15 protein-coding genes are annotated in these 17700 nt (G+C 32.2%); all 15 read right to left on the reverse strand.

Translation table 11 applies throughout. From position 1 onward, the window contains the following. Positions 1 to 389 precede the first annotated feature (389 nt). Positions 390 to 1259 (reverse strand): glycosyltransferase family 2 protein, encoded by an 870-nt coding sequence (locus DFQ02_RS07130; protein WP_116040307.1) that lies wholly within the window; start codon positions 1257 to 1259, stop codon positions 390 to 392. Beyond that, positions 1256 to 2395, reverse strand: a complete 1140-nt coding sequence (locus DFQ02_RS07135) for a polysaccharide pyruvyl transferase family protein (protein ID WP_147297742.1) — start codon at positions 2393 to 2395, stop codon at positions 1256 to 1258. Before DFQ02_RS07135 ends, DFQ02_RS07130 begins: the two co-directional genes overlap by 4 nt. A 9-nt stretch (positions 2396 to 2404) precedes the next feature. Next, complete coding sequence (locus DFQ02_RS07140; protein ID WP_116040309.1) at positions 2405 to 4150, reverse strand: thiamine pyrophosphate-binding protein; 1746 nt, start codon at positions 4148 to 4150, stop codon at positions 2405 to 2407. Between the two features lie 15 nt (positions 4151 to 4165). Beyond that, positions 4166 to 5221, reverse strand: coding sequence for an NAD-dependent epimerase/dehydratase family protein (locus DFQ02_RS07145; protein ID WP_116040310.1), 1056 nt, complete (start codon positions 5219 to 5221; stop codon positions 4166 to 4168). Continuing rightward, positions 5218 to 6768, reverse strand: a complete 1551-nt coding sequence (locus tag DFQ02_RS07150; protein WP_220340235.1) for a lipopolysaccharide biosynthesis protein — start codon at positions 6766 to 6768, stop codon at positions 5218 to 5220. Before DFQ02_RS07150 ends, DFQ02_RS07145 begins: the two co-directional genes overlap by 4 nt. Before the next feature lie 35 nt (positions 6769 to 6803). Further along, on the reverse strand, positions 6804 to 7880 hold the full coding sequence (locus tag DFQ02_RS07155) for a GDP-L-fucose synthase family protein (RefSeq protein WP_116040312.1): 1077 nt from the start codon (positions 7878 to 7880) through the stop codon (positions 6804 to 6806). A 5-nt stretch (positions 7881 to 7885) separates the two neighbouring features. Continuing rightward, a complete protein-coding gene (gmd, locus tag DFQ02_RS07160) occupies positions 7886 to 9004 on the reverse strand; it encodes a GDP-mannose 4,6-dehydratase (RefSeq protein ID WP_116040313.1) in 1119 nt (372 codons plus the stop codon). An 85-nt stretch (positions 9005 to 9089) separates the two neighbouring features. Continuing rightward, positions 9090 to 10103 carry a UDP-N-acetylglucosamine 4,6-dehydratase (inverting) gene (pseB, locus tag DFQ02_RS07165; protein ID WP_116040314.1) on the reverse strand — a complete coding sequence of 338 codons (1014 nt, stop codon included), beginning with the start codon at positions 10101 to 10103 and terminating at the stop codon, positions 9090 to 9092. A gap of 294 nt (positions 10104 to 10397) precedes the next feature. Then, entirely contained in the window at positions 10398 to 11546 is a 1149-nt protein-coding gene (locus tag DFQ02_RS07170; protein WP_116040315.1) for an aminotransferase class I/II-fold pyridoxal phosphate-dependent enzyme, read from the reverse strand. A 354-nt stretch (positions 11547 to 11900) separates the two neighbouring features. Next, on the reverse strand, positions 11901 to 13169 hold the full coding sequence (locus tag DFQ02_RS07175) for a nucleotide sugar dehydrogenase (protein ID WP_116040316.1): 1269 nt from the start codon (positions 13167 to 13169) through the stop codon (positions 11901 to 11903). A 270-nt stretch (positions 13170 to 13439) separates the two neighbouring features. Further along, positions 13440 to 14219, reverse strand: coding sequence for a dTDP-4-dehydrorhamnose reductase (gene rfbD, locus DFQ02_RS07180; RefSeq protein ID WP_116040317.1), 780 nt, complete (start codon positions 14217 to 14219; stop codon positions 13440 to 13442). Then, complete coding sequence (rfbC, locus tag DFQ02_RS07185; RefSeq protein WP_116040318.1) at positions 14209 to 14760, reverse strand: dTDP-4-dehydrorhamnose 3,5-epimerase; 552 nt, start codon at positions 14758 to 14760, stop codon at positions 14209 to 14211. The genes rfbD and rfbC overlap by 11 nt, the downstream gene beginning before the upstream one ends. Next, on the reverse strand, positions 14757 to 15623 hold the full coding sequence (gene rfbA / locus DFQ02_RS07190; RefSeq protein ID WP_116040319.1) for a glucose-1-phosphate thymidylyltransferase RfbA: 867 nt from the start codon (positions 15621 to 15623) through the stop codon (positions 14757 to 14759). The genes rfbC and rfbA overlap by 4 nt, the downstream gene beginning before the upstream one ends. Further along, positions 15623 to 16627, reverse strand: coding sequence for a dTDP-glucose 4,6-dehydratase (gene rfbB, locus DFQ02_RS07195; RefSeq protein WP_116040320.1), 1005 nt, complete (start codon positions 16625 to 16627; stop codon positions 15623 to 15625). The genes rfbA and rfbB overlap by 1 nt, the downstream gene beginning before the upstream one ends. Continuing rightward, positions 16628 to 17695 carry a hypothetical protein gene (locus DFQ02_RS07200; RefSeq protein ID WP_116040321.1) on the reverse strand — a complete coding sequence of 356 codons (1068 nt, stop codon included), beginning with the start codon at positions 17693 to 17695 and terminating at the stop codon, positions 16628 to 16630. Between the last annotated feature and the right edge of the window lie 5 nt (positions 17696 to 17700).

Consider the following 17700-nt stretch of genomic DNA (forward strand, 5'->3'; position numbering starts at 1 on the left):
CCTCGAATAATTGATTCTCGACAAAGGTAACCCCAATTTGTTTTCGTTTAGAAAAAAAAGCAGGGTGCGTTGATACAAAATTTGAAGACGGATGCTTCCCTATAATAATTTTTACGTCTGGGCCAATGGAGGTGAATCTACCTACTTTAGTTTTATTAATTTTCGTATTTTTTCCTAAATAAGATCCAAACCCCATGTGCGATGAGAAAAGCGAGCAACTATCAGAAAGTAAGTTATAACCTTCTAAAGAAGCTTGTCTGTCAATTTTCACCTTTTTACCAAAAATTATATGCTTAGATATTTTTAATTTTCTTTTCAATAAAAAATAATATGTTCGACTTAATATAGGTTTCAAAATCATGGCTTAACTATTAATAATACAATCAACACTATTTATCTACTTTTAATATCTTACTGTAAAAAACCGAAAATACTATATAAAACAAACCACCAAAGTGCTTTTTTAACAAACTAAAAGCTTCCTTGCTATTGTTATTTTTGAACCTATTTTGGATTGAAAAAAATACAATTTTTCCAATAATCATTTTAGCATAAAAATTAAAGTTTTTAAAGGTAGCATGATATGCATATTCTTTATCTAAATCTCTAGAATTAACCGAGAGGTCACTATTATTCTTCTTATAAACAAAAATTGGAATTGGACTATAAACAAACTCGTATTGCATGGCGTACTTTAATATAAACTCCATATCTTCATAATAAGATAAGTCCTCTCTAAAATAGCCAATATCTTCAAATATATTTTTGTTTAGCAAAGTATTTCCGGTTCTTGAAAACACCTTATTCAACCAAATAACTCGTGTTCCGTATTTAAAAACGCCCTCAGATCTTTCTTTACAATATACGTCTAACCTATCGCCTTTTGATACACAAAAGTTGGCAATATAAACTGATTTTCCTTCATACTTATTTACAAGGTTAAACAAGGTTTCAAAAGCATTATTGTATAATTCATCGTCTGCATCCAATAAAAAAATCCATTCACCTTTAGCTCGCTTAACCCCATAGTTTCTCGCATTGGAAACACCTCCGTTTTCCTTTTCGTATATAATTATTCTATTATCTTCTATTTTTTTTACTATTTCTAAACTATGATCCGATGAGCCATCGTCTACAATAACTAATTCAAAGTTATCGAAACTTTGATTTAATACTGTTGCTACTGTTCTAGCTATTACTTTTTCTTTATTGTAAAGCGGTATAACTACAGATATTGCTGGCTTTTTAGAAACTATCATTTAAGATTTTCTTGAAGAAAGGAAACTGAGTCTTTTTTTAAACATTCTACTCTCTCATTTATCTGTGTCCAATTAAAAGCATAATTTAATTTTTCCGGCACTAAATCTTTTGATGAATATATTAACCTGTCCTCTAGTCCTAACTTAGAAAGTATTGAAGTAAAACGGGTCATTCCTCTTCTTTTATTACCATAAATAATAAATGGCTTATTGAATATAATAGAAAAAACACATGCATGAAACGAATCAGCAATCACAAATTCAGCATCGTAAAAGCCTTTTAACCAGTTTTCAACTGGAGGTGCAATTCTTTCCTTTAACGGTACCGATTTATTATATGTTTTCTTATTATTTATTCGAAAAGACTCTATAGCTAAGTGTTTAGAAATTTTTGTTATGGTTTCTGTTATGTCTTCGCTATCATCTAAAATATACACTAACAACCCTCCTTTTGGTTGTTTTTTGTCGCGATCTATTTCATCCACTAACTTGTAATAATGCTCTTTTTCCAAAAGCATGGTAGGGTCTAAAACATGCTTAGCTTCAACTTCAAAATGCTCCTTACATAATTCAACACCTGTATCTTCTCGTACTGAAACTGCTTTAAAAGATTGAATATTTTTTGCACAATTCATTTTTTGAATCGGCGAAAAGTTCCAATCACTAGAACCAAAGGAAGCTGCATAAGACAGTTTTATTATGTTTTTACTTTTTATAAAATCAAAAAAATAATCTTCAATTTTAGAGACATACTGTGGCCTCCAAACCTGATCACTACCAACAATTACAGCATAAAATGAGTGATTATCAATTTTTCTGGACAATTCTTCAGAAGTATAAATAGCCTGGGTTTGAGGGTTAATATGTTTGTTTATGAAAGCTTGGGTATGTACTCTAATTATTCTCTGTTCCTTTTCTTCAAATACAGTTATATTTTTTATTAAAACATACTTTAATAGCATTCGTTTTACAATAGAAAAAGGTTTTTTCCATCTGGCGCTCCTATCTCTATAATTAATCAGCCAAGCATCATAACCATTATTTTTAAGAAACATTTGTAATGCATAAGCTTGCAAGAGCCCTCCATAGTTACTGTGTAATGGTAGTGTTAGTATTCCTATTTTTCTCTTTTGCACTCGAAATAATTATTTTTTTAAGGCTTTTTTTAAGGCTTTTAACCTATTCTCTCCTAAAACTTGCTTTGCAATTTTTTTTACTGACTGTGAAGTATCTTTATCAATATTCACCATCATTTCTAACGCTTTACTTTCATCATCGCTATCTGTAAACACTTCAAAAAGCATTGGTTTATCTGTTATTTTAGGCTCTAAAAATCGATTATATACATTTTCAAATTGTTCTTTATTTGAAGCAGCAAAATACTCAAATCCTAAATTCTCAGCGTAATTTTTAACAAGCACTTCAGATTTATTTCCAAAATGCCCTGCAGCAGCAATATATTTATCCGCTTCAATTCCAAAATGAGCTGCTTTATGGTTAAAGTTTCTAAACTCTGTTCCCTTACCATTATTTATCAAAAGAATTCTAATGTTATTTCCAAAATGCCGATTACCTAATGAATTCATATCGTAAAAGAAAGCTAAATCTCCAACAACACCGTAAAACAATTTATTTTTATTGCTAAGTGAGGCACCTAAAAGTGTAGAAATATTGCCATCTATTCCGAAACCACCAACCGACGATATAGAATTTATTGTATTTGATATCTCGAAAAAATTCCAAGACCGCAAACTATTTAAAATTCCAAAATGAATACAAGATTTTTCAGGCAAAAATTTAGAAAGTTTTGAGGCTACCCAAATATTTGAAAATGGAATATCTGGAATTCTATTATAAAAACTTTCTAATCGAATTTTACATGAATTAAAAAAATCATTCTGCTTCGTTCCTTTCTTATTATTTGTATAATTCTCAAAAAAGGATTGCTCTGGCATTTCGAAAACATACCTCAATTTACCAAATGTATCTCTTATTTCGCCATCTTCATTAACTCTCCAAATTTGCTTTCCTGAAATTCTAAGATTTGAATAATCCCCTGAAACTTCACCAATATGAATTAAAACATCAGGATTAAAGGCGATAGGATCTCCAATTATTTGTGAAGATGCAATTGAATACAACAACCTGTAATTTCCTTTATATCCGCTGGTATGATCGCAAAATACTGCGGCATTATTTGCGGCACAAAAATCATCAATAACTTTTGTTTCATGATCTGTCATTAACTGGTGCACTCCAATAAATATACCTATTTTACCATTTGGTAACTCTGGAAACTCATCATTTTGGCGTATGCGATTTATTACCCGAACATCTGGCAGCTCTTTGGTTGTATATTCCGAATTATAAGTAGTCTGAAAGTTTAAATGCACAGGACCTCCTCCGTGTCTAAAACTTTCTAAAATTATTCTATTAACTTTAATCTCGCAGTCAATTAAATCATTATCATCCTTAATAATTGGTAAAGTCAAACTTAACTTAGAAACATCATTGGGTAATACGCTTCTGTCAATAACCTGAGCAACATGATGCCCCACTTTATAAGTTTCGGGAGTTGCAGTAATAGCAATTATGGGAAGTTTGCGATAATAAGCCTCAGTTAATCCTGGTAAATAATTTCTAGAAGCGGTTGCTCCAGTGCAGCATATAACAACTGGCTCCTTTGTTTCTCCAGCTAAACCACATGCCATATAAGCAGCTGAACGTTCATCTACTGATGAAAATACCTCAAAATAATTATCACTCTGCATACTCGCCACAATAGTCATATTAGTGGTTCCTGGAGACGCCACTACTTTTTTTACGCCATGCTTTTTTAAAAGCGCTATAACCACTAATGCGTTTTTTTCGTTTGAATAAAATTTTTCCATATTCTATTTTAAGAATTATTTAATATATCTATTTAAAATATAAGATAGCTTTGGCTTTATTCCTTTTATTTCCTTTAGTGAAGTATGTTCGTTACTAAACTTATCTTTTAAGGCCTCTAATCTCCAATTTATGCTTAAAAATTCTGGTTTTTTTAAAAACAACTCCAAACAACTTCTTAATCCTTCCTTTAGTTCAATATAATTATGGTCTCCTAATAGTTTGGTAATTTTAGAGTTATCAAACCTTCTATCATAACATCTATCATATTTAACTTGATAATTATTTTTAACTAGTTCTATAAATTTATTAGACTCTAACAAATATACTTTTGGCAAATATCCTAATTTTTCTTCTAGTATATCCAAATAGATATTTAAAACCTCTCCCCATGAATAAGATGTCCCTGTTGTAATATTATAAGTCTCACCAAATGCTTTTCTATTTCCTAAAATAGCAAGAATTCCTTTGGAAACATCTAACCCATGAGTCATAGTTGTTAGCTTATCACAGAGTTCTTTTGAAAAAACTATAGCCCTTCCTTTTAATACTCTATAGAGCCACTCTTCTTTTTCTAAAACCCCAAGCTGAAAACGGTTTTCGCTGTAGGTTATGTAAGGCCTTATAATTGTCCAGTTATTACTTTCTGATTTTTTTAAAACATCTTCTTGTTTTGCTTTTATTAACGAATACTCATCTGTACTTAAAAACTCTTTATCTTCTAAACTATCTAATAACCTTAAAGAAGTTTCTGTAAGAGGTGTTTTTGAATTATTAAATACTCTAGCCGAACTCAAATACACGTACTGAGCAGTATTATCTAAAAAAAGACTTATTCGCTCGTTAAACTCTAATGAAGAATAAACCATAAAATCAACAATAACATCCCAATTATTACTTAATAATCCCTTAATAAAAGACACATCTTTAGCATCTCCTTTAACATAGGTTATGTTTTTACAACTAATCTTGTCCCTACGGCTTGTAACTACAACTTGATGATTTAGGCTCTTCAATTGTTTAACTAAAAAAACTCCCATAGCACCAGTTCCTCCTAAAATTAAAATTTTCATTTTTTAAATACTTTTCTAATTATTATAATTTTATCAGAAACAATATTACGCACCTTGTTTCGCATATGTTTATCCATACCAATAAAGTACATGCTTACCGATGAAAAAAGAACACTTAAAACCACTAACAAAAATTTAAGTATTAATTTATCTTCAATAAATAATTTAAAGAATGGTAGTAATGGAATTAAAGAACATAGCATTACACCTATAACAGGAACCATTACCTGCTTTAAATATTTACCAATTTGTAATTCGATTAAATATTTTAAAATTATTAATCGAATTATAAACATAAGTATATTAGCTAAGATGGCAACCAACAAAGTATAGTAAGCATCAAATCCAGACTTAAATAAAATCCAAGAAACAAAAAATATCAATATTTGTATTGTTCCTAAAACTAACTCATAAATTTTCATTTTTCCTGGAGCCCTAGCTGCTGTTGTCAAAGGGTACCCTATGGCCATTATTAATACTTCTACAAGAGATAATCTACAAAATAGAACAGTCTGCTCAGGAACCTCTTTTAACCAAAGCATTAAAATTGTATCCATTGTTAAAAACAATGGTAGAGCGAAAACCCATATTAGAAAAAACGTAAAGCGTGAACCTTTAAAAATTAAGGTAAACATTTCTTCTTTTTTCTCTGCAGCATATGCTTTAATAATTGGAGGATATAGGCTCATATTAAAATTTGCTGAGAATAAACCTACTTGGGTAGTTATATTTGTTGCTATCGCCATAGCTGCAACTACAATAGGGTTGAAGGTTTGGTTTAATAAAATAATAATACCTTGCCTTCTAAAAACTGTACTTAATTGTCCAAATAGAGTCCAACCTGTAAAATTTATTAAATTTTTAAACAGCCCTAAATCCCAATAAAACTTTTTAAATTGGCACTCTTCATATTTTTTTATACACACACTAAGGTAAATACTAAAGTTTATAATAGCTACAACACATAAAAGTAAGCCGTACAACTCTAATTTATCCCAAGGTAAATACATCAATAAAACAACAACACCTAGTTTCATTAAAACTTCTATAATAGAAATATATGCATAAATTTTCATGTCTTCATGAGCAATTATAATTGCCATAAAAGGCGTATTCAATACCGACATGATGAAAGTAAAAATAGAATAATGAAACAGTAATATAGCAGAGTCAAACCTATAAGATGGTATTTTTAATTTTTCGGAAACATACCACAAACCTATTGTTTCTAAGAGTAAAAAAGCAATTACACCAATAGAAATGTAAACTACTAAATTAACAGAAAAAGTTTGTTTTAATTTAACGCTATCGTTACGTCCAATTTCAAAAGAAAAAAAACGCTGAGTTGCAGAAGCCATTGTTCCCTTTAAAAAAACAAATAATAAAACAACACCCCCCACAACAGAATAAATCCCATAATCCTCAGGACCTAATACATTTAATACGACTCTAACCGTATATAGACTGACAAATAGAATTAATATTTGCCTTATATATAACATTATAGTATTTTTGGCTATACTACTGTTTTTGATTTCCTTTACCAAAAGGGTATGTTTAGTTATAGATTATTTATTGTATATCATTTGCCATCAAAGTACCATTCATAAATCCTTTCAATTCCCTCTCTTAACTCAACCCTATGTTTCCACCCCAAACCATTTAATTTAGAAACATCAGTTAATTTCCTCATAGTCCCGTCTGGTTTATCTGTATTAAACACCAAACTACCATTAAACCCTATAATATCTTTTATACTTTCAGCTAATTCCTTAATAGATACATCTTTTCCTGTGCCAATATTTATGTGCGTATTACGGATTTCTTTTTGGGTTGTTTCAACAGATTGCTTCATTTCATTCGCAATGACAATATCCTTAAAATCTCTGTTTTCCATTAAAAATACGCAAGCATCAGCCATATCTTCACTCCAAAGAAATTCTCGTTTTGGCTTTCCAGAACCCCAAATTTCTACACTGTTTTCAGAAACACCAAACTTAGCTAAATACTCTTTGGCCTCATTTATATCCGAAACAGCTAAGTTCTTTATGACCTCATCGTATTTTGATTCTGATAATAACTTCGCTAAATGTATTTTACGAATTAAGGCCGGCAAAACATGAGATTTTTCTAGATCGAAATTATCGTTAGGCCCATATAAATTAGTAGGCATCACCGAAATAAAATTGGTGCCGTATTGCAAATTATAGCTTTCACACATCTTTATCCCCGCTATTTTCGCGATGGCGTAAGGTTCATTCGTGTATTCTAAAACATCTGTAAGAAGATATTCTTCCTTCATGGGTTGAGGGCAATTTTTAGGATAAATACAAGTGCTTCCTAAAAACAGTAACTTCTTTACCTTATGAACGTAACTTTGATGAATCACATTGTTTTGGATCATCATGTTTTCATAAATAAACTCTGCACGGTACACATTGTTTGCTACAATACCCCCTACTTTGGCTGCGGCTAAAAACACATACTCTGGTTGTTCGAGTTCAAAAAAAGAGGCAACAGAAACTTGATTGGTTAAATCTAACTCGTTATGCGTTCGGGTTATAATATTAGTATAACCTTTATCTTGAAGATTTTTTAAAATCGCACTTCCAACCAACCCTCTATGACCAGCTACATATATTTTAGCATCTTTTTCCATGGTGTCTATTCAAAGTAATTCATAATTTTATAACCACCATCTTTAAGATATTGTTCTTTTTTCATAAGCTTGATATCGCTCTGCATCATATCTTTTACCAATGCTGGCAAATCGTATTCTGGCACCCAACCCAATTTTTCTTTAGCTTTAGTAGCATCTCCAATTAATAAATCCACTTCTGTTGGTCTAAAATATTTAGGATCAACCGATAATACTTCTTTCCCAATTGGTAATTGATATTCTGGATTTGTACATGCCTTTACAAACGCTTTTTCATCTACACCCTCACCAAAAAAGTCTAGCTCAATGCCTACCTCAGCAAAACTCATTTTTACAAAATCTCGAACCGTAGTAGTCTTATTAGTGGCTATTACCCAATCTTCGGCTTCTTTAGCCTGTAGAATCATCCACATCATTCTAACATAGTCTTTAGCATGTCCCCAGTCTCGCCTAGCATCAAGATTTCCCAGATAAAACTTGTCTTGCAACCCCAATGCTATCCTAGAGGTGGCTCTTGTAATTTTACGTGTCACGAACGTTTCTCCTCGAATAGGCGACTCATGGTTAAATAAAATACCATTACAAGCGTAAATACCATAAGCCTCTCTGTAATTGACTGTAATCCAATAGGCATACATTTTGGCAACGGCATAAGGACTTCTGGGATAAAACGGTGTTGTCTCAGTTTGAGGTACTTCTTGCACTTTACCATATAACTCTGAAGTTGATGCTTGGTATATTCTCGTTCTCTTTTCCATACCCAAAAAACGAATGGCTTCTAATAATCTTAAAGTCCCAATACCATCTGCATTAGCTGTATATTCAGGCATTTCAAAAGAAACATGTACATGACTCATGGCTGCCAAATTGTAAATTTCATCTGGCTGTACCTCTTGAATTATTCTGGTTAAATTGGTACTATCGGTTAAATCACCATAATGTAGAAAAAAATTCTGATTATCTACATGAGGATCTTGATACAAGTGGTCAATCCTATCGGTATTAAACAAGGATGATCTTCTTTTTACACCGTGAACCACATATCCTTTTTTTAGCAGGAATTCACTTAAATAAGCTCCATCTTGTCCTGTTACACCTGTAATTAAGGCTATTTTCTTCGTCATCTTTAATTAAATTTTACTGTACCTGTCCAGATTAGATTTTAGTTCAGGCAAAAGTAAGATATTTCCATACTTTAACCATGTACTTTTAGGTGTTTTTAAAATTCTCTATTAAAACCTTTAAACGCTCAACTGTTTCCCAATCTGAATTATCCCCCGAGTTATAACTAAACCCTTTTTCTACTTTTTTAGGGTTATAGGTTTTTATAAAATTCTCTACATCCCAAACAGGACAAGGAGGGACAATAGCATAGTAATTTCCCATATCATAAGTATAAAATGAATCTGAAGCAGAAATCATTTCTTCATGTAATTTTTCACCTGGCCGTATGCCTACAATGGGTTTTTCACAATCTAAACAAATAGCATTGGCAACGTCCATTATTTTGTATGAAGGGAGTTTGGGAACAAAAATTTCGCCTCCCCACGCCTTTTCTAAGGCGTTTAAAACCATTTTGACGCCATCTAATAACGAAATATTGAACCTCGTCATATTAGGATCTGTGATTGGTAATACGCCATCAATAGCCTTCTTTTTTAAAAAGAATGGCACTACAGAACCGTTAGAGCCCATAATGTTACCATAACGAACAATCGAAAATATTGTATTTGGTTGCTCTTTAATTACATTATTCGCAGCAATAAAAAGCTTATCAGAAGCCAGCTTCGTAGCCCCATACAAGCTCACTGGAGAACAGGCTTTATCTGTCGATAATGCCACTACACGCTTTACATTATTCTTCAAGCAAGCCTCTATCACATTTTGAGCACCTCCAATATTGGTTTTAATACATTCTGTAGGGTTTTTTTCAGCCGTATGAACATCCTTCATTGCAGCTGTATGAATCACATAATCTACACCTTCGGTGACCTGCAACAACCTCTCCTTGTCTCTAACATCTCCAATGATATAATCAATTTGCGAATATTTTTCCAAAGGAAATTCTTGAGCCATTAAAGCATGTTTCCTTTCATCTCTTGAAAAAACACAAACCCGTTTAACTTCTGGGGTTGTATCAAGAATGTAGGATGTTAAGGCCTTTCCTAAAGTTCCAGTGCCTCCCGTTATTAAAATGGTCTTGTCTTTATACTCCAATTTCATTGCGTTTTTTAAATTACCCTAAACTAGCTAAGTTAATGTAAAAATCCTTTGTATAATTTGTTACTGCAAAATTCTGAGTATTTAATGTGAACAATGGATAAGGAATTTATGTTAGTTTGACTGCCAAATCTGTGATTTGGTGTATTTGAACATCGCTCTGCGGAGCTATCGAAAACCAATAAATTTCACTCGAAGTAACACTCTAACTCTTAAACATTATTCACATTATTTAGCAAATCTTACTTATCAAAAGAAAGGGACATTTGAACAAGAGATTCTGCACTACATTTTATTTTATTCTGAATGACATTCGTCTAAATATGTTTTAACAACTTCCTTTACTATTTCTTTATCTTTTTTAGTTAAATTTGACCCCGAAGGTAGACATATTCCCTTTTCAAAAATGGATGCTGCAACACAACCTCCATAAAACGGGTACTCATTAAATATAGGCTGTAAATACAATGGTTTCCAAATGGGTTTTGATTCAATAGCATGCTCTTTTAAAACCTTTAACAAATCCATTCCATTTTTACCCTTTTCATTAGACAAAAACTGAATACAGGTCAACCAATGATTTGAATGAAAATTTAATGATGGTTCCGAAAAAACTTGAATGAAACGATACGGTTTAAACAATTCCTGATAGAACCTATGATTCTCCCGTCTCTTTCCCATATAAGAAGATAACGCCTGCATTTGACCTCTTCCTATGCCCGCTGCAATATTACTCATTCTATAGTTATACCCTACTTCACTATGTTGATAAAACAAGGCTTTATCTTTAGCCTGTGTTGCTAAATAAATAGCCTTCTCTTTCTGTGCTTTTGTTTTGGTAATTAACGCCCCACCTCCAGATGTTGTTATGATTTTATTTCCATTAAAGGATATTATTCCAAAATCACCAAAGGTGCCACACTTCTGTCCTTTGTATTCAGCACCTAACGCTTCGGCAGCATCTTCAATTAAAGGGATATTATACTTTTTGGAGATCGCTAATATGTCATCCATTTTAGCAGGCATCCCAAAAATGTGTACTACTATGATGGCTTTTGGTTTTTTGCCCTTTGCTATCCGATCTAGAATTGCTTCTTCTAAAAGAACTGGATCTATATTCCAAGTCTCTTTTTCGCTATCTACAAAAATAGGGGTCGCCCCTTGATATAATATAGGAAAGGCAGATGCCGCAAAGGTTAAACTTTGACAAATAACCTGATCACCTTTTTTTACACCGGCTAATATTAATGCTAAATGAATGGCTGCTGTTCCTGAAGATAACGCCGTTACATGAACTTCTTGCCCTAAATAGTGTTCTAAATCTTGTTCAAAAAAATTAATATTATCGCCTACAGGCGCCACCCAGTTGGTATCTATTGCCTCCTGAATGTACTTAAGTTCCTTACCACTCATGTGTGGCGGTGATAATTTGATTTTAAAATTCATTATTTAATTTTATGCTTGTTTGCTAAAGATACGTGAATAATGGATAAGGAATTTATGTCAGTTTGAGTGCCAAATCTGCGATTTGGTGTACTTCGACTTCGCTCAGCAGAGCTATCGAAAACCAATAAATTCCTGTTCGAAATAAGCTTCTCGATACAAAATTTTTTAAAAAATTTCACTCGAAGTGACACTCAAACTCTTAAACATTATTCACGTTAAAGATATAAAAAGACGCTTTTAAACCTTATTTTTTATAAATCTGAAATAGATAAAAAAAAGTACTTCCAACAAAAAGATTTATCGTCGCTCATGCTTCGCTCCCTGCCTGCCGGCAGGCAGGTGTTGAAATGACATTTATAATCTGGCTGATACAATGTCTCTTGGTAAAATACTCTTGACATCGTAAATAACACAATCTTTGTTTTCTTTAAATTTGCCATAGTCAATAGACTTAAACGCGTCATGCCCTACTGCTAACACCACAGCATCATAAGTATAGTCTATTTCCTTTATCAACTCTAAATTGTATTCTTTCTTCACTTCAAGGTGTAAAGCATGAGGGTCATAAACATCAATAGCTGCTCCAAAACCTTCAAGTTCTCTTACAACATCAATAACTCTAGAATTTCTTATATCGGGGCAATTTTCTTTAAATGTTATCCCTAAAACTAAAATTTTGGCGCCTTTAATGATGCTCCCTTTTTCTACTAATAATTTTATAACCTTGTTAGCTACGTGAACTCCCATATTATCGTTAACACGCCTACCTGATAAAATAACATCGGGATGGTATCCCAAGCTTTCTGCTTTGTGGGTTAAGTAATATGGGTCTACACCTATACAATGCCCGCCAACCAATCCCGGGCGAAAGGGCAAAAAGTTCCATTTGGTTCCTGCTGCTTCTAAAACATCCAAGGTATCTATATGTAGTCTATCAAATATCAGTGCTAACTCATTCATTAAAGAAATATTTAAATCTCTTTGTATGTTTTCAATGATTTTACCTGCTTCGGCTACCTTCATATTGGGTGCCTTATGAGTCCCTACAGTAACTATTGTTTTATATAAATTATCAACAACTTCGGCTATTTCTGGTGTACTACCTGAAGTGATTTTTACAATATTATGGACTTTCCTAATCGAATCTCCAGGGTTAATCCTCTCGGGTGAGTAGCCACAATAAAAATCTTTGTTAAACTTTAATCCGCTTGAACTTTCTAATTGGGGCACACAAACCTCCTCTGTACAGCCTGGATACACCGTAGATTCGTAGATGACCATATCTCCTTTTGATAAACAAGCACCAACCGTTTGGCTTGCCTGAATTAAAAATGATAAATCAGGTCTGTTAAATTCATCTATTGGGGTTGGTACAGTAACGATATAGGTATTTGCATCTTTTATATGTTCTTTACTGGAAGAAAACCTAATAGACGTCGCTTCATAAAAGTCTGATGCGGTTACTTCTTTGGTATGGTCTACACCTTCATTAAGTTCTTTTACTCTATTTTTATTGACATCATACCCCACAACATCAAATCCTTTTTTTGAAAATTCAATACCTAAAGGCAACCCAACATAACCAAGCCCTATAATAGCTATTTTAAAATTTTTAACTTCCATACGTTTTAAATGTAACTGAATTTAAATAATACCTGTTATGGATTTTGAGGCAAAAAAACGAAATTAATGTCAGTTCGAGTGATTTTGAGTTATAGAAAACAAAATATATTTTGTTTGAAGATACAAGCGAAGCTTAAAAATCGTATCGAGAACTTTTTATCTTACAAAATTCCTAATTCTCGATACAAATTTCACTCATTTCAATCGTGAAACCCACTCGAATTGACAGAATTTAATCAAAATGCAAACAGGTTTAAGTAATATAACCCCTTAACCCAAAACACTATATTTTGGTCTTTTAGCTAAGGTTTTAAAATGATCTACTTGTATTAATTTTATGTTTTTAATATTCTTTTCTGCCAATATTGATTTAGCAAAATCATACCAGGTCATTTCTTTTTTATCGCAAAAATGGTATAAGCCATATGGTTTTTGTTTGTCAAGAATTAAATCGAATAAAAACCTAGACAAATTTACCACATCTGTAGGACATCCTATTTGATCTGTTGTAACAGATATTTCTTTTTCTGTTTTGACCTTATTTAAAATACTTCTGTAAAAGTTATGACCGTACTCTCTACTATATAACCATGATGATCTTATAATAAAATACTTTTTTAAAATACGTGCTATATACTGTTCTCCTAACAATTTAGACTTCCCATATTCATTCATAGGGTTCGGAATATCTTTAGTTATATAAGGTGTTCTTTTTGTACCATCAAACACATAATCAGTCGAAATATGAATTAAAATAACATTGTGTTTTTTACAAACCTCGGCTAAATTCTTAACCGATTCGGCATTGATTTTATAAGCTATTTCAGGAGTTATTTCAGCTTGCTCTACATTGGTGTATGCCGCACAATTGATACAGAAATTAAAATTATTTGAAGCAAAACAAGCTTGTAAGTCATCAATATTGGTAATGTCTAAAGCGGCTTTTGACAGAAAAGTGAAATCAATATCATTCTTCTTTTCAGACTGTAAATCCTGAATTGTTTTCCCTAATTGGCCTCCAGCACCTGTAACTAAAACATTATTTCGCATTTACAATAGCCTCAAAAGTTGGTAATACTTGATCTTTTTCTGAAACAATTAACTTCTCCTCAGGAAACCTCCAGTCTATATTCAATGTTTTATCATTAAATAAAATGCCCGACTCTGTTGATTTGTTATAATAATTGTCACATTTATATGAAAATATTGTATTCTCGTCTAAGGCTAAGAAACCATGCGCAAATCCTTTAGGAATGTATAATTGTGTCTTTTCTATATCATCTAGGATAATAGAGAAATGTTGTCCGAAAGTCTCAGATTTTTTTCTAATATCAACACACACATCGAGTGCCTTTCCTTTAATAACACTTACTAATTTTGCTTGAGCAAATCTGCCTGTTTGAAAATGAAGTCCTCTTAAAACACCTTTAGCTGATAAGGATATATTATCTTGGACAAAAACGCTTTCAATTCCTGTTTCTTCCTTAAAAACTTTGTCGTTGAAACTTTCAAAAAAAAGCCCTCTATCATCTCTAAAAATATTTGGTTTAATAACAAAACAACCTTTCAAAGTAGTCTCCTCAACTGTCATGAATCTTCTATTAATTGTTTAAGATATTCGCCATAACCACTCTTAAGCAAAGGAAGTGCTAAGTTATTAAGCTGCTCTTTGTCAATATACCCCATCTTATAAGCCACTTCTTCGATACACCCTATTTTTTGTCCTTGACGCTCTTCAATTACCTGAACAAATTGTGACGCTTGCATTAAAGACTGAAGGGTGCCTGTATCTAACCATGCCGTACCTTTATCTAAAATTTGCACGTTTAATTTTCCTTTTTCTAAATAGGATTTATTCACATCAGTAATCTCAAGTTCTCCTCTATTACTTGGCTTTATGTTTTTAGCTATGTCAATGACATCATTATCATAAAAATAAATACCTGGAACGGCAAAATGAGATTTTGGCTTTGATGGTTTTTCTTCCAAGGAAATCACTTTGTTATAATCGTCAAACTCAACAACCCCATAACGTTGTGGGTCTTGAACATGATACGCAAAAATAACTCCTCCATTAGGATTTATGTGAGACTGAAGCGTTTCCTGCAAACCTGAACCATAAAAAATATTGTCGCCTAATATTAAGGCTACACTGTCTTTATCTATGAAATGTTCTCCTAATAAAAAAGCCTCTGCTAACCCATTAGGTTCCTCTTGAATGGCATATTCGAAACGGCACCCATAATTTGACCCATCACCCAAAAGGTCTTTAAACCTTGATAGGTCTTTAGATGTTGAAATGATAAGTATCTCACGTATACCGACAGTCATTAATGTCGTTAACGGATAATATATCATGGGCTTATCATAAATAGGCATCAATTGCTTACTTACCACTTTGGTAAGTGGATACAATCGTGTTCCCGAACCGCCTGCCAATATGATTCCTTTCATCAACTATATTTTTTAATATACCAATCAACTGTTTTTAAGATCCCTGTTTCAAAATTTTCTTCTGCCTGCCACCCTAACTCTTTTTCAATTTTCGATGCGTCTATGGCATATCTAAAATCATGACCTGGTCTGTCATTTACAAAAGTAATTTGGTTTTTATATGATTGCTTTTTAGGTATTAGTTTATCCAGAATTTCACAAATTGTATTAGCAATATATACATTGTTCCTTTCGTTTCTTCCCCCAATATTATAGGTTTCTCCAGAAACACCTTTAGTGAATGCTAAATCAATTCCCTTACAATGGTCTTCAACATATAACCAATCTCTAACATTTTTACCATCGCCATAAATTGGAATAGGTTCATCTGCCAAAGCTTTTCTAATTATTGTAGGAATCAATTTTTCATCATGCTGTTTTGGCCCATAGTTGTTTGAACAGTTTGTTGTTACCACATTCATCCCAAAAGTGTGAAAATAACTTCTAACTATAAAATCTGATGATGCTTTTGAGGCACTGTATGGGCTATTAGGGGCATAAGGTGTTTCTTCAGAAAACAAACCTGTCTGGCCTAATGTACCATAAACCTCGTCTGTAGAAATATGATGGAATCTTGAGTTTTTATGTGCTTGTTTTACCTGATATGGTGATGCCATCCAATAACACTTAGCAATTTCCAACAAGTTAAAAGTACCTAAAACATTGGTATTTATAAACTCATTAGGATTTTCTATAGAATTGTCAACATGAGACTCGGCAGCAAAATGAATGACACCCTGAAAATTGTACTTTTTAAATAAGCCCTCAACCAACCTTCTATCACAAATATCACCTTCAACAAACGCATAATTTGATTGGTTTTCAATTTCTTTTAAATTCCTTAAATCTCCTGCATAGGTTAATTTATCTAAATTGACAATTTTAACAAAAGGGTTTTGTTTTACTAAGTAAATTATAAAATTAGAACCTATAAAACCGGCGCCTCCTGTTATTAAAATTGTCATTTAATTTAATGTTTCTGACTGACTTTTCAAGAATTTAGCAAAACCAATCATTGAAAAAACCAGTAAGGTTGCTAAAAACAAAACAATTGGTAAAATAATCTTCTTTTTGTCTGTCCATTTACTTATATCATATCCAGAATTTGGAAAACCTGCCAATATATTTACTACATTTTTCTTCTCAACTAAAGCTTCGTTAATTTTCAACCTTTGATTTTCCAATTCTAATCGCTTTTCTATAATTTTAGATTCATCAACAATAAGATTGGTTGATTCTGCATTTCCCATGTAAAGGTTCGTTCCAGAATTAGGAATCTGCTGTTTTTTAGCCTCACTAATTCTAATCTTTAAATATTCTCCTACTAAAGAATCTGTTTTTTCCAACTGGGTCACTAAAACTTTATCTTTGAGGTTTAAATTTAATTTATTTACTTCAAGCAATTCTTGCAAATAAGGGTTTCCAGAAAGTTGATCTGTAAACGCCTTTTCTATTTTCTTATAAATATTTTTGTCTGTTGAGGCTACCCCAATTCTATGAATTTTAAAATCATATGGCGTCAGAGATTCTCTATATCTATCATAAGTCATTTCTAACCTTGAAATGGAGTCTAAACGACTATAAAATGTAGAATACTTTTCAGCTATGTTATTTTCATCCAAATCAGGCTCAATGTAAAATCCTTTTAATTTTGAAGCTTCACTTGCAGAGATATCAAATAGTTTCGCTAATTCTAAAGTATCCTTATCTACAGAAGCTAATTGATGTAACTGTTTTAAATTTTCATAAACTTGTCGAGCTGAATTAAAATTGGTTTCAATAAACATATTTGCTCCATATAGTTTATCAGAGCTTTTGTCTATAACAAACCCTATTAAACCCCCTAACACCAACGCTGCAGCATACCATACAAATCGTTGATATATGTGTATAAAGAGTAATAAAACAACTTTGTAAATTCCAATAAAAATATTGCCTATGAACTTAAAAAACCTATCAAAAGCATTACCTATAAGTTTAAATAGTTGTCCTAAATCTACCTCTTCAGACTGTTGAGAATCTTTTTTACTCATAATTA

This window comes from Seonamhaeicola aphaedonensis (genome assembly GCF_003386195.1).
GTDB lineage: Bacteria > Bacteroidota > Bacteroidia > Flavobacteriales > Flavobacteriaceae > Seonamhaeicola > Seonamhaeicola aphaedonensis.